At 44.2% G+C, this 13467-nt stretch carries 12 protein-coding genes and 2 tRNA genes; 6 read left to right on the top strand and 8 right to left on the bottom strand.

The genetic code is table 11. The features are described from left to right. Positions 1-118: 118 nt before the first annotated feature. From OH455_RS00650 to OH455_RS00625, 6 genes are all read left to right on the top strand, one after another. Complete coding sequence (locus OH455_RS00650; RefSeq protein WP_269979952.1) at positions 119-2296, top strand: TonB-dependent siderophore receptor; 2178 nt, start codon at positions 119-121, stop codon at positions 2294-2296. Beyond that, entirely contained in the window at positions 2286-3254 is a 969-nt protein-coding gene (locus OH455_RS00645; protein WP_269979951.1) for a GNAT family N-acetyltransferase, read from the top strand. Before OH455_RS00650 ends, OH455_RS00645 begins: the two co-directional genes overlap by 11 nt. Positions 3255-3328: 74 nt before the next feature. Beyond that, positions 3329-4621, top strand: a complete 1293-nt coding sequence (locus OH455_RS00640; protein WP_269979950.1) for a lysine N(6)-hydroxylase/L-ornithine N(5)-oxygenase family protein — start codon at positions 3329-3331, stop codon at positions 4619-4621. Positions 4622-4843: 222 nt separating this feature from the next. Beyond that, positions 4844-5635: an NPP1 family protein gene (locus OH455_RS00635; RefSeq protein ID WP_269979949.1), complete on the top strand. Its 792-nt coding sequence runs from the start codon at positions 4844-4846 to the stop codon at positions 5633-5635. Between the two features lie 172 nt (positions 5636-5807). After that, the gene (locus tag OH455_RS00630) at positions 5808-6278 is read left to right on the top strand and encodes a DUF2127 domain-containing protein (protein WP_269979948.1); all 471 of its coding nucleotides are present in this window, start codon (positions 5808-5810) and stop codon (positions 6276-6278) included. Between the two features lie 183 nt (positions 6279-6461). After that, a complete protein-coding gene (locus OH455_RS00625; protein WP_269979947.1) occupies positions 6462-6638 on the top strand; it encodes a hypothetical protein in 177 nt (58 codons plus the stop codon). Between the two features lie 70 nt (positions 6639-6708). On the opposite strand, the gene OH455_RS00620 is transcribed toward OH455_RS00625, so the two are convergent. The 8 genes from OH455_RS00620 to OH455_RS00585 all read right to left on the bottom strand — a co-directional run bounded on the left by OH455_RS00620 (position 6709) and on the right by OH455_RS00585 (position 13385). Further along, positions 6709-6785, bottom strand: a tRNA-Val gene (locus tag OH455_RS00620). 48 nt (positions 6786-6833) lie between these two features. After that, positions 6834-6910, bottom strand: a tRNA-Val gene (locus OH455_RS00615). A gap of 158 nt (positions 6911-7068) precedes the next feature. Further along, positions 7069-7707, bottom strand: coding sequence for a sugar transferase (locus OH455_RS00610; protein WP_206372780.1), 639 nt, complete (start codon positions 7705-7707; stop codon positions 7069-7071). 13 nt (positions 7708-7720) lie between these two features. Continuing rightward, on the bottom strand, positions 7721-8905 hold the full coding sequence (locus OH455_RS00605; RefSeq protein ID WP_269979946.1) for a glycosyltransferase family 2 protein: 1185 nt from the start codon (positions 8903-8905) through the stop codon (positions 7721-7723). After that, on the bottom strand, positions 8902-9993 hold the full coding sequence (locus tag OH455_RS00600) for a glycosyltransferase (protein WP_269979945.1): 1092 nt from the start codon (positions 9991-9993) through the stop codon (positions 8902-8904). Before OH455_RS00600 ends, OH455_RS00605 begins: the two co-directional genes overlap by 4 nt. A 118-nt stretch (positions 9994-10111) precedes the next feature. Beyond that, positions 10112-11548, bottom strand: coding sequence for a GumC family protein (locus OH455_RS00595; RefSeq protein WP_045973736.1), 1437 nt, complete (start codon positions 11546-11548; stop codon positions 10112-10114). Continuing rightward, on the bottom strand, positions 11545-12660 hold the full coding sequence (locus tag OH455_RS00590; protein ID WP_269979944.1) for a glycosyltransferase: 1116 nt from the start codon (positions 12658-12660) through the stop codon (positions 11545-11547). Before OH455_RS00590 ends, OH455_RS00595 begins: the two co-directional genes overlap by 4 nt. Continuing rightward, positions 12660-13385 (bottom strand): acyltransferase, encoded by a 726-nt coding sequence (locus tag OH455_RS00585; protein ID WP_269979943.1) that lies wholly within the window; start codon positions 13383-13385, stop codon positions 12660-12662. Before OH455_RS00585 ends, OH455_RS00590 begins: the two co-directional genes overlap by 1 nt. Positions 13386-13467: the final 82 nt, after the last annotated feature.

Raw genomic sequence — 13467 nt, 5'->3', positions numbered from 1 at the left:
TAGATTCCATTTTTCTATAAAAGTCGTTAAGATTCCTTCGCACTCGTAATGCTAATGATAATGGTTATCATAATTATTAATATAATATTCGGTAAAACCGAAAGTTAAGGAGAAAGACATGAATCGGCAGTTTATGCTGAGCCCAGCTTGTTTGGCAGTAGCGTTCGCTCTGTCTGCTGGCGTAGTTAACGCAGCGGAAGACGAAACAGTAGTGGTAGTTGGTCAGGAGCACGATAGTGCCGTAGGCCCAGATTTCAGTTATCTTGGACAAAAAAGTCGTACAGCCACCAAAACAGATTTAGCTATCCATGAAACGCCACAAGCGGTTTCGGTCGTTACTCGCGAACAAATGGATGATCGCGCGTCAATCAGCATCTCAGACGCACTTCAGTACACCCCAGGCATCCAGACAAATCACTACGGCGATGATAACAAACAGGATTGGTTTGTTGTTCGAGGATTTCAGCAAGCGAATAATGGTCTTTACCAAGATGGAACACGTCTATATTCAGCAGGTTTCTATAGCTGGCAGATTGACCCGTTTGGTTTGGAGCGTGTAGAAATCCTGCGTGGCCCAGCATCTGTTTTATATGGACAAAACCCACCGGGTGGATTAATCAATACCGTCAGCAAACGCCCTCAATTTGATGGTGGCTCAGGCCAAGTGGCTGTTGAGTATGGTTCGTTTAACAGAACTCAGATTAGCTTGGATGTTAATCGTGAACTTAATGAAGATGTTGCTTTTCGTCTAGTCGCAATGGGGCGTAAAAATGGCACCAAAGTGGATAATGTTGATGCAGAACGTATTTTAATAGCACCCTCTCTAGCGTGGAATATTAATGACAGCTCAAACATTACTTTCCTTACCAGCTACCAAAAAGATGACTCGAACCCTTATCTTCAGTTTTTGCCTATGGAAGGGACTTTAACTGATAGTACTAATGGAAAACTTGGTTATGACTTCGCTATTGGTAACCCTGATTGGGAGAAATTTGAACGAGAACAATTATCTCTAGGCTATGAATTTGAGCATCGCTTCAGTGATAGCGTAGAGTTTGCACAGTCTGCTCGTTACAGTAATATGAAGATAGACCTACGTCATATCTATTTCCTAGATCAGGCGGCAGATTATGGTCTACCCGTAGGCAGAGAAAATATCCTCAGAGGTGTTAGTACCGCAAATGGTGACTCAGATGCGTTCAATATCGATAACAGAGTAACTTTCAAATTCAACACAGGTGGAGTCGAGCATACTCTGTTGACTGGGGTTGATTATCAAAGTATAGAGATTAACGATAAAGATTATGCTTCAGACCCATTGGTCGCTGATGGCAATACAGGCAGTGCATTATTCGACATATTTAACCCAACTTACTCAAACAATGTTGTTCTAGTTAATGCATCAAGTGTTCCATATACCGACGCAGATCTCCAAACAAACGTGACGAAGAACAATCAGTTGGGTATCTACGTACAAGACCAAATAAAATATAACGATTGGGTTGTTATTGGTGGTTTACGATACGACGATACATCCAATCAACAAAGTAATGAGACGACTGGTACAAGCTATAAGTCCGACTATGAAGAATGGTCTGGTAACCTCGGTGTTGCTTATGTACTGAGTAACGGTTTCACTCCTTATGTAAGTTACGCTCAGTCATTTGAACCTGTAGTAAAGGCTGTAACAACTCAAGCTGCGAAACCTGAGCGTGGGGAAGCTTATGAAGCGGGTGTTAAGTATCAGCCTAGTAGCTTTAAAGGTTACTTTAATTTTTCTGTTTATCATGCAACGAAGAAAGATGTTGTTCAAACTGTTAACTCTGGTTCAGAAATTAAACAGGTTGGAGAAATCCGAAATCTTGGTGTGGAACTTGAGGCCGTTGCTAATGTTACTGAATCACTAACTCTCATTGGTAACATCTCACACGTAGATTCAGAAATCAAAGATGATGTTGATTCATCTATCGTTGGTTATCAACCTCAGCAAGTGGCGGATAAATTAGCGAGTGCTTGGGCGAAATACCAGTTCTTTGGTGGGACGTTTGATGGTCTAAGCTTGGGTGGTGGCTTGCGCTATACTGGTGAGTCGTTTGGTGATAACAACGGACAGAATACGGTGCCTTCATATACACTGTATGACGCGACAGTGAGCTATCGTTTTGATGACTATAAGTTCCAGGTTGCTGCTAAAAATATCTTCGATAAAGAGTACATTTCGACCTGTTATAATAGCTCGACTTGTTTCTACGGTGACCGTCGCAATGTTATCGCGAGCCTGAGCTATGACTGGTAATAGAGATACCCTCAACACTCTGCCCTTTGGGCAGAGTGTTCAGCAACAAGGGGATACATGTTGCGTTGAAATGCCAAGTGGTCCGTTAACACTGAGCAAGGAAAATGGTGGCTATTGGCGCGTGACCAGCAGTGAGAACAACGATACGGAAGTGGTTCAAGCTTTTGTTGTTCTGCTTGAGCACCGTACTGATATTCGTTGTATTGACCTTGGTGAATTTGTTTTCCCATCATTGAACGACATCACTCATGTCACCCGAGAAGGTATTCGCTTGGTTTGGCGAGAAGCGTTACTGCAGTTGCCAGAGCTTTGGCTAAAACAGCAGCGTCGCGTGATTCCACATAAGCAGATACTTGCCTCTAATGGCTATCATCCTCTACGTCCAAGACCGCAAAAAGGCGAGTTGTACAGCCGTTACATTCCTGAGCTAGAGCAGACGCTGTCTCTTGTTGGTCTTGATGTAGAGCAGCATGCTGAGCTGTTTTCCAAATGGCAAAATAGTCAACGAGTGGCTGCATTTTGGGAGCAAACAGGGACTTTAGATGAGCATAAAGCTTATCTAGAAGAGCAGTTGGTCAATGATAAGAATCAGCTATTGATCGTGTGCCTGAATAATGAACCCTTTGCTTACATCGAAGCCTATTGGACAAAAGAAGATCGCATCGCGCCGTATTATTCAGCAGGCGATTACGACCGCGGTATCCACATGCTGGTTGGTGAAGAGCATCACCGGGGCAGTCATAAGGTAGCGGCTTGGCTTCCTTCGGTATGCCACTTTCTTTATCTGTCCGATCCACGGACAGAGAAAATCGTCAGCGAGCCTAGAGCAGATAACGCCAAAATGATTGGTTACCTGCAGAAATTTGGCTTCGCCAAACTAAAAGAATTCGACTTCCCTCATAAGAGGGCGGCTCTAATGTGTCAGTTGAGAGATACCTTCTTTAGCGATTGCTTTTAGTATCGCAGCCTAGTTTAGGGTGTCTCGGGGATAGAGAGCCAAAGAGCTCAACGGAAAAACATGAGGTTACAAAAATGACAGACCAGATTAAGGAATATGATGTGCTTGGCGTGGGCTTTGGCCCTGCTAACCTGTCAATTGCGATTGCGTTGGAAGAAACGGCGCAGAACCAAGAATTAAGCTACTGCTTCTTAGAGCAAAAATCTCATTTCGAATGGCATGGTGGCATGTTGCTAGATGGCACTCGAATGCAGATTTCTTGTTTGAAAGATTTGGTAACTTTGCGCAATCCAACCAGCCCATATACCTTTGTAAACTACCTACATTCACACGACCGCTTGAGTTCATTTATCAACTTGGGTTCTCTTCATCCTTCACGTGTGGAATTCAATGACTATCTGACTTGGGTTTCAAATCAGTTTGATTCAGTCGTTACCTACGGTCAACGCGTTGTCGATATCGAGCCGATTGAAGTTGATGGCGAAATTGCTAAAGTTCGTGTGGTTTCAACGGATATCAACGGCAACCAAACTGTAAGAGTGGCGAAAAACCTATTGATTGGTATGGGGGGGATGCCGAAACTTCCAGAGTTGTTTAATGGCTTGAATGACGAGAAGGTGATCCATTCCTCGAAATATAAGGTGTGGCGTGAACAGTTTAATGCTGGTACAGAGACACCTAAGATTGCGGTTGTGGGTGCTGGCCAAAGTGCTGCCGAGATTTTCGTTGATTTGACAAACCGTTATGAAGAAGGTGAAGTACACTTAGTCAACCGTAACTTTGCCCTACACCCAGCGGATGACAGTGCATTCGTAAACGAGATTTTTGACCCTGAGTTTACCGATCACGTATACAAGAGCACTGATGAAGAGCGTAAAACCATCCTTTCTCGTTTCAATGGCACAAACTATTCAGTTGTCGATACAGAAGAGCTTAGCGCGATTTATGAGCGTCTATATCTTCAGCGTGTAACTGGCAAGGGTAGGCACCAACATCTACGCTGTCATGATATTCAAGAAATCGGGCAGAAAGAAGGTAAGATTGCACTTCGTTATAACGATCGCATTCATAGCGAACAAAACTGGCACGATTACGATGCGGTTGTTCTTGCAACGGGTTACCGCTATGACCAGTTCAACCAAATGCTGAACAAGCTAGAACCACTAATGTTGAATAAACAGGTAGAGCGCCACTATCGTCTACCGATGCAGCAAGCATGTAAAGTGAACGTTTTCCTTCAAGGTTGCTGCGAATCATCACATGGCCTAAGCGATACTTTGCTTTCTGTTTTAGCGGTACGCTCGAAAGAGATAGTGGACTCACTATATGCGAACATCGAAGCAGAGAAAGTCGTTGAAGAGGCGTAAAGTGTCATACTGACGATAGAGGCCGTAACATTAAGTGTTGCGGCCTTTTTGTTTATGGAGCTGCTGACAGATAACAATCCACCTGATGAACTAGAAGTTGTTGCACAAATATGAAGAATTAAAGAATTGAGAGAGAGAGTTGTGGCGATTAACTCTTATCATGCCTATGTTTGTTCTGGTTGCAAAAACACCACTTTACACGACGTTGCTCCAGAGGCTTATATGAAAAAAACCATAACAATCGCTTTATTCATTGCTGCTACTTCTCTTAGTGCAGCGGAGTTACCGCGATTAGATGAAGCACTGCCTAGTTTAATGGATATATCGACTCAGGTTCCTATTTTTGATTGGGATGGAGATGGCTGCTATCCTGCAGCGGGTATCAGTCGTTATGGAGAAATCAACCCAGGGCTGAAACCATCTGGTGCACTCAATGGAAATTGCAGAGATGCCGGTTTTCTCGATATCTCAAATACTCTTCACCGTTACGCGTGCATGCAAGGAAATGATGGGCAGGAGTATTGCGCTCATGCCTATGATACCTATTATGAAAAAGATCAGGCAATTCCGGGGATTGGGTTAGGTGGCCATCGCCATGATTGGGAGTCGGTGATCGTCTGGACAATTGATGGCGCTGTAGCGTATGGCTCAGTGAGTTGTCATGGAGATATGGACACTCGGCCAAGAGAGCAATTACCAATGGAGGCCCAGCATCTTAAAGTGGTTTACCACAAAGATGGTATTCTGACGCACTGTATTCGTTTCGCTAAAGACAACGAGATTGCAGAAAATCATTATGGGCGGTTTGTTACCCCAACAATCACTTCTTGGTACGAACTTGCCGGCGACGGTCTTTCTAATGAAGCGATGCGCAATAAACTTAATAGTTTTGACTACGGTTCAGCATCAATCAAAGTGAAAGACAGCTCATTTTTGACTCACATTAATCAATGGCGACCCGCTGGATTTCCACTATTTACCCAGCAGAGCGTCGTAGCATCTAATCCTTATTAGAATAGTCAAATCGAATGGCCTATCACATTAGGCCTCCTTTCTTTTTCTGTGCGTGATTAAGTCAGTCGTGTCAAATTGAAAAATTGACACAATCTTCATGAAGCAATTTATCAACGTGTTACTTTTTGTTGGGTAATGTATGAGAGCGGATGACGAAAGGACGTTGAGATAGATGCAAGTACAAGTGAAGCCTGGGTTAAAACTGATTGCGATTCTCGAAGCGCTGAAAGGGCTATTGTCTTTAGTGGTTGCATTGGGGTTACATCTTTTAGCCGGGAAAGATTTGCAGCAGTGGGCTGAATCTCTGGTATTGCATGCTCACTTAAATCCAGCGCACCATTGGCCTGGTGTATTTATAGAGGCCATAGGCCGATTTCCTCAGGGAAATGTTCCATGGTTGATGTTGGGTGCATTGGTGTACACAGCTATTCGGTGGGTAGAGGCTTATGGCTTATGGAAAGGGTTACGCTGGACTGAGTGGCTAGCGCTGATCGGCTGTGTCATCTACGTGCCTTTCGAACTGTATGGCCTGATTCATCACCCGGGTATAATTGGAGCTGTGATACTTATCGTTAATCTCTTGATCATTACCTATATTGCAAGAACGTTACAAGCCAAGCCCGAATTTGCAATCGAAAGTTAGCTTGTGCTTCAAATCATGTTTGTTATGTAAACATGATGATGGGTACAGCAGATAATGTAATAGAGTGTAAAAAGCTGTAAACCCGAGAGCGGTATCGCTGGTTTCGATTTTGAAAATAGCTAGAGTGATATATGCAGGGTTATGAGCCTGTGTGCACAAGGCAGACAACGTCAGGAGGTTGCCATGGATAGATATTGCCCGAACTGTGGAATAGAGATGATCGATAAGAATCATGTTTCCATATGTCCGCGAAACGATATTGGAGAGTGTTCTTATGATGGATATCAGAACACGCTAGAGCAGGCTAGCCAAGAGTACACGATACTCGGTAATGAAAAGCGGCTAGAGGAAACGCATTAGATTAACTCAATCTAATGAGATATCTGCAAAAACAACAAAGCCCGCTGTAAGCGGGCTTTGTTGTAAAATTTGGTGGGTCCGGGCGAACTCGAATCGCCGACCCCTACCATGTCAAGGTAGTACTCTAACCAACTGAGCTACGGACCCAAATTTTTGTTCAGTGCATTTCTAACTGAATAAAAATGCTTTAAGGAGTGGTGGGTCCGGGCGAACTCGAATCGCCGACCCCTACCATGTCAAGGTAGTACTCTAACCAACTGAGCTACGGACCCATTCCTTAAGAACGAGATGGATATTACCGAGACTTTTTGAGTCGTGCAAGAGCAAATTATTGGTTTTTAAACTGTTTGCTTCACAACTAATCGAATTGGCGATTTTTTATACCAGAAAGAAAAAGGAGAGCGGGAAAGCTCTCCTGTGAGAGGCTAATTTATCGTCCCCTTCCGTCAACCATGACGATGAGTGTTTTGGTAATGATGCTGATATCCATCAGAATCCAAGATTTTAGCGAACGCAGTGATAAGGCATAACTATGGTCAAAACCGACTTTTCTACGAACATCATCGATACAGGTGTCATAACCTTGATTAACTTGCGCCAACCCAGTGATGCCTGGCATTACTCCATAGGTACGGTCAGCAAAGTAAGGGATGGCCGTTTCTAGCTTGTTATAAAAGCTAGGGCGTTCAGGGCGTGGACCAATTAATGACATATCGCCGCGGATGACATTAAACAACTGCGGGATCTCATCTAGGCGTGTCTTTCTCAGGAAACGACCGACTGGAGTAATTCTTGGATCGTTCTGTGTCGCCCAGACTGCACCTGTACGCGTTTCTGCATCGACATACATGGTACGAAACTTAATGATTTCAAAGAACATCATTTGTTCTGGTGTTGATTTACCCACACGCAGCTGCTTATAGAAAATGGGGCCTTTGGAGTCGATTTTTATGGCTAAGGCAATCGCGGGCAAGATAGGTGACAGCATCAAAAGCCCGATTACAGCGCATAGAAAATCGAAGATACGTTTTGCTAACCAGATTGAATATAAAGAAGATACGTTGCTCATAAGATGCTCCTTATTATTGAATTCTTGTCCAACGAGTGGCTTCGAAACCGAACAAATAGCGTAAGCCACCAATTAGGTTGGCAAAGTGTCCTGCTACTATGTATGTGATCAACTGACAGTATTTATGGCTAAATATGTGTGGGAACACATGCCCCATAATCGCAATTGAGTAAACAGCGATTTGTGCAATGGTTCCGATGAAAAACATTGGGTGGTGTATAAGTACAACAGAAAGCACCAGACACAGAATCATGAGGTACGGTGTTATCAGCCTTAAACCTTTGCCTGAAAAGAAGGCAAAAGCGACGCCTTTGTATCGTGGCAAAAACAACTCCGCCAATTGCAGTGCTTGTTGCATGTTGCCAGCAGAAATTCTGAGTCGACGTTTAAAGTCGTTGTCGGTATTGGTTGCTTCAAGCTCTAATGCAATCATGTCCTTGTCGTAATCGACTCGATATCCTTTACGAATAATCTCCATCGGAATAATGAAATCGTCGTTGATAACGTTTTGCTTGAGCGGTTCAAACAAGTGAGTTCTGAACAAATAGAAAGCACCATGAGCGCCAAGTGTGCTACCCAAACTTGCCTCATGAAGTTTCATTCTGCTTTGATATTGCCAGTATTTGCTTTCACCTTCACTGCCATTAGAAAGTAACTGGTAATGTCCGTTTACAGCACCAACAGTTTTATCTTTGAAGTGCTGGTTGGCGACCAGCAGGGCATCGACAGAAATCAGAGCTGACACATCGCTCAATGCAGTAATGTCACTTGATATTGTTAACATCTGCTCATTCACTAGTGCGACCTTGCCGCGGTTCTGTTCGAAGACTCGAATTTCGAAATGTGTATCACAGCAAAAGGCTTCTTGAATCGTGTCCTGAGCCACTTGAGCAGTATTGTCGGTACAACCATCGCAAGCGATAATGACGTTGTAGTGCTCTTTTGGGTAGTCCAGACAGGCTAAGTTGCGAATTTTGTCTGCGATCCACTGTTCCTCGTTATATGCAGGAACGAGAATGGTAATGTCAGCACATTGTCTATCTGAACGAGCGCTCTTGTAGCCTCGTTCTATTGGTTTTACTTCTTCCACAGGGTGGCGTTTAGAGTACCAAGCAAGCAAAAGCGGGTAGCCGACATGGTGATAGACAATGAGTCCTGCACATATTGTGAAGAAAATTCCAATAGTCAGATCAATCATGCGTATTCCTCCTGTGTTATTGCTCTGTAAGCATCCACCATTTTTCGAATGTCATTATTGTTGACAACAAACTGGCGTGGTGAGGATTGAGGGGACTCAAGCAACATTTGGGATAGCTTCAAAGCAAGCTCACTGCTATTTTCTGCTCGGGCAAGCTGACTTGTTACAGGACATAAGGTTTCATTGGTACCACCAACGTTTGTCGCAACTGTAGGAACGCCACACGCTTGAGCTTCAAGAGGTGCGAGGGGTAAACCTTCACATCTTGATGGCATACAAAACACATCGAGAGCCCGATAAAAGGTTGGCATGTCGTCGACCAAATCGAGAAATCGCACTTGATGAGAGATAGATAAATCTTCAGCCAGTCGTGTTAATGCGTCCTTTTGACTTCCTATGCCAGCAATAGCGAGAGTCACATTGCTATTAATGAGAGGAAGTGCCTTCAGAAGGATGTCGTGACCTTTTACTTTTTCGAGGCGCCCAGCGGAGCCTATGATTTTTCCATGCGCAGGTAGTCCAAGCTCACAGCGTGCCTGTGCCTGAGATCCCGGTTTGAATCTTTCACAGTCTATGCCGTTTTTTATTAAAGTGATATTGGCATAGTTAAGCTTCTCATCTAATTGCTCTTTAACTAGCCCCGCATCTGCCACCAGATTGGGACGGGATAGTTTTAAGGCAAGTCTTTGCAAAATGAGATGTTTTGGGTTGTTGAGATGCCAAGCGTCGTGTTCTGTGTGGACTATGTGCTGAACACCTGCAAGTTTAGCTGCAGTCGCTCCATAAATTAGAGGCCCAATGTGGTGTGTGTGAACGACTCTCGGTTTCATCTGTTTGAAAAGTTTACGCAGTTTAGATATCGCCTCGAAATCAAAACCAGGTCTCTTAGTTAGAAAGATAAGTTTGTCTGCAACACTGTTTAAGCTAGGCCAGTTTGCCAATGTTTCGCAGCGATTTCCTTCGAGGCTTATCAGGAAAACATCTTCGTTTGATTGAGCGAACTTGAGCATGTTGATAGCCAATGTTTCCAATCCGCCTGGTGCCAAATGCTGAACAACATGAATGGTTGTTTTCGGTTGACTGATCATGCGATTTCCTTGGTGTGCGATGGTTTAAACTAGAAACTGCATAACCTGTGCCAAAAAAATGTTCTTATATAACAGTGTGTTAAGTTTTTATGTGTGAGGTGTTTTATTTTGAGATTCGTTATGATTGAAACGGTTTTATTTTAGGAATTGCAGTGATCACCTGCTTGCCTGTTAGAGACTGCAACTCACTCGCGCTTCGAACTGAAGTGTCAAAGAGCTCAATAAGTGTGGCAATACCGCAGCCAAGGCCAATACCAGCGACGAACCCTGCGACAATAAATATCACTATGGGAAGGTTGGCAGGTGAGCTTGGTGTATAAGGCAAATCAATGATCTTGACTCGCTTGTTTTGCTCAAAGATGCCCAGTGAGCCGGTAAGCTGAGCCATTTCATACCTTTGAATCAGCTCATCATAGAGTTGTCTCTTGATTTGAACGTCTCTTTGTAGCTGGAACATATCTTTTGCTTTGTCACCAAAGCGATTCGCTTGTTGCTCAAGTTCTGCAATCATTTTACGTAGGCTTTTGGTTTCTTCGCTCAAGGATTCAAATCTACCTCGCACTAACTGAAGGCTATGTAGCTGGGTAACGAGTAAAGGTTGAATTTCTCCAATCTCGGACAAAGTATTACTGCTCGCAATATCCCATAGTTGTTCGCTACTGATATTTGGTTGTTCAACTTTGAGTAGTTCGGAACGTTCGTTCTCGAGTCTGCGGAGTTCCCTCTGTTTTCCGAGCACAGCGCTGTGACTATCAGTGTATTTTGCTCTTAGCAAAGTTAGCTCACTACGAATCTCGATGATTTGGTCTTCAATTTTGCCAACCACAGGGTTGGTTTTTGATAGTTGTTGATCGAGTGAGCCCAAACTACGCTCAACCCCAGAAAGTTCGGCCTCTTTCTCGGCCAGGTTTTGCTTTAGGCTGGCTAGTCTGGCCAGACTCTGGCTCTGCATTTCAGGTGTGACGGAAGCATTTTTGTTCTTAAAATCAGCAAGCGCTGTTTCCGCTAAATCGAGCTCCTCTCTTCGCTTATCAATATGCATGGTAAGAAACTCGCTTGAATCTTTGATCGATGAGCGTTCCGGAGCCAACATTTGCTCTATAAAGTGTTCGCTTACCGATTCTAATAGCTCTTTCATACCCTGAGGTTGTTTAGACGATAGTTGAATTTTAAGAAAGTCTTTGCCTGGCTGAGTCACCGTTAAACTCGCTGCAAGTTCGGCGATGACTTGATCCACTTGAAAAGGGGACATTGAATCGTTAATCATCCCGCGTTCTTTGGCGACGGATTTTAAAATGTGCCGACTTTTGAGTAAGGTACTCAGGGCGGCTAAACGCTCTTTTAGCATGGTGGAAACCGCGATATCCTCCAGAAAAGGATTCATTTTTGCCGTTTCCTGAATCAGCATACTGGTGTGGGATACGTATTTCTCTGGAGCCATTTTACCGACGAAATACCCAGCAAAAGGCATCAACAGCATCGGTAAAACAATCACGTACCTTTGTCTCCAAGCGGCATTAAGTATAATGATAAAGCGCAGTTTCAGTTCATTCATAGTGACTCCAGAAGCTGGTTAACAACTCGACTTCGAGCATCCCAGCTGTCGCGACGAACAATCTCGGTATCAGTGTTACCTTGACTGAGAACCTTGTTAAGTGATTGGCTAAATTCTGTGGCGTTGTTGGCAATTCTGACGTGTGAACGATAAGGAGCAAGCGCTGGAAACGGTGTCGTGACAACCGGTGTTCCAGTTGCAAGATACTCCATCAATTTCAATGGACTACAAGCTTGAATCTGATCATTGAACAAGAAAGGCAGCATGCTAGCATCCCAGTGTTGGCTATAGCTAGGTAACTCACAGTGTGGTTTTGGGCCTAAATAAAATACATTTGGGAAATTCGGCAGAGGATTGTGGTTTAGCTCCAACGGTCCGATAAAAACGAAGTTCCAGTGTGGGTTATCCAAACAGACTTGAGCGATCAATGAATAGTCCAGCCATTGGGATATACTGCCGTAAAAACCAGCGATAGGCTTGCCATTTAAGGGGAGGTCTCGGGCACGGCTTATTGAGGTGTTAAATAATTCATAGTCTACGCCATGAGGGATGTAAGCGGTCTTTGTCGCGTCGAACTTTTTGCAGATTTCCTTGCTTGCACCCAAGATAAGGTGCGCTTTCTCAGCCAGTTTTCTCTCATGACTACTCACTGTCTCGTGATCAACACCAGCAAGCGAGTTGAAATCATCGCCACAGTAATACACAACTGCAGCTTCATCTAGGTTGCCACATAAATCTGCTGCAGTCGGAAGAGAAGTCCACAAGATTGGTTTGGTTAGCCCCAGCTTTTCGATAATAGGTTTGAGTTGAGTGAGTAGCATGGACTTTGCGATTTCCCTTGCCCACGAAGATTTTGGAGCAGGGATGGTTTTTAAGTTCACGACCGTAATATTAGTACTTAGTCGCTCGTTGCTAGACGAGTAGCCTTGTTTGCCTTGGCCGAGGAGCTTGGCGAAAGCACGAACTAAGTCTTTTTTATTAAACTTAGGCTGACGCAGGCCGATTGAGTTAACCCACAGCACTTTCCGATCAGTGGCGAGTCGAGAAACGATATGCTGTGTACTTGAAGGCAAGCCTCCGAAGTCTTCGCCAAATACGATTAAGTCACGCATTATGCCATCTCCTTACGCGAGAGTTTACGCACCACTTTGGCGGGGTTGCCAGCAGCAACAACGAAGGGAGGAAGGCTTTTCGTTACGACACTACCAGCCGCCACAATGGTGCCTTGGCCGATTGTAACGTTTGGGCAAACAGTGACATTTGTACCTAGCCAAACATCTCTATGTAAAGTGATGTTGCCCACGTCCTTTTCGCTGTCGCCTGCACCCAATGCCCTTTTTTCGGCGTGTAGCGAATGGCCTGAATACCCAAAAAGAAACGCTCTTCCGGCCATTCTCACATTATCGCCGATGACGATCCGTCGACCAACCGCAATGGTGGTTTGCCAACCGATATCGACGTTACTGCCGATGATAAGTTCTGTCTCTAATGATTGAGTGCGGCCGCTAAAGGTACTGTGGCCTGAAATCCTACAATCGTTACCTAAATAGATCTTCAGGGGGCCAGTGACGAGTGGTACACCACCGAACAGATAAAGTCGCTTGCCAAATTGAGTCAGACGCCCTTTAAAGGCAGGAGTATGAATTAATACTCGCATCATATTGGCGAAAAGGGATTGAACGCCTGTGTATAGAAAACGGACAGTCTTGTTGAAGAGAGTTGGGGTTGGGAGATCGCAGGAGCGAATGTTTTTCAAAATGACAAACAATTTGCGATAAATGGGGTTTGGATTCTCTTTGAGCCAAATTTTGACTTCGTTAATGTGTGTCGCCAGCATAACGGCCTCCAACTTTGAATGTTTACCTTGGAGGTGTTACACGGAACGTGCCAAAAATTAACTGATTATAAAACAAAGGCTT

The organism is Vibrio sp. T11.5 (genome assembly GCF_027587155.1).
GTDB lineage: Bacteria > Pseudomonadota > Gammaproteobacteria > Enterobacterales > Vibrionaceae > Vibrio > Vibrio neptunius.
The sequence above is the reverse complement of the archived record's forward strand: the minus strand, read 5'-3'. Positions and strand labels throughout refer to the sequence as shown.

Bases quoted from the DNA above. Each gene is read 5' to 3' on its own strand.
- OH455_RS00650 (WP_269979952.1), top strand. From the start codon at position 119: ATGAATCGGCAGTTTATGCTGAGCCCAGCTTGTTTGGCAGTAGCGTTC.
- OH455_RS00645 (WP_269979951.1), top strand. From the start codon at position 2,286: ATGACTGGTAATAGAGATACCCTCAACACTCTGCCCTTTGGGCAGAGT.
- OH455_RS00640 (WP_269979950.1), top strand. From the start codon at position 3,329: ATGACAGACCAGATTAAGGAATATGATGTGCTTGGCGTGGGCTTTGGC.
- OH455_RS00635 (WP_269979949.1), top strand. From the start codon at position 4,844: ATGAAAAAAACCATAACAATCGCTTTATTCATTGCTGCTACTTCTCTT.
- OH455_RS00630 (WP_269979948.1), top strand. From the start codon at position 5,808: ATGCAAGTACAAGTGAAGCCTGGGTTAAAACTGATTGCGATTCTCGAA.
- OH455_RS00625 (WP_269979947.1), top strand. From the start codon at position 6,462: ATGGATAGATATTGCCCGAACTGTGGAATAGAGATGATCGATAAGAAT.
- OH455_RS00610 (WP_206372780.1), bottom strand. From the start codon at position 7,707: ATGAGCAACGTATCTTCTTTATATTCAATCTGGTTAGCAAAACGTATC.
- OH455_RS00605 (WP_269979946.1), bottom strand. From the start codon at position 8,905: ATGATTGATCTGACTATTGGAATTTTCTTCACAATATGTGCAGGACTC.
- OH455_RS00600 (WP_269979945.1), bottom strand. From the start codon at position 9,993: ATGATCAGTCAACCGAAAACAACCATTCATGTTGTTCAGCATTTGGCA.
- OH455_RS00595 (WP_045973736.1), bottom strand. From the start codon at position 11,548: ATGAATGAACTGAAACTGCGCTTTATCATTATACTTAATGCCGCTTGG.
- OH455_RS00590 (WP_269979944.1), bottom strand. From the start codon at position 12,660: ATGCGTGACTTAATCGTATTTGGCGAAGACTTCGGAGGCTTGCCTTCA.
- OH455_RS00585 (WP_269979943.1), bottom strand. From the start codon at position 13,385: ATGCTGGCGACACACATTAACGAAGTCAAAATTTGGCTCAAAGAGAAT.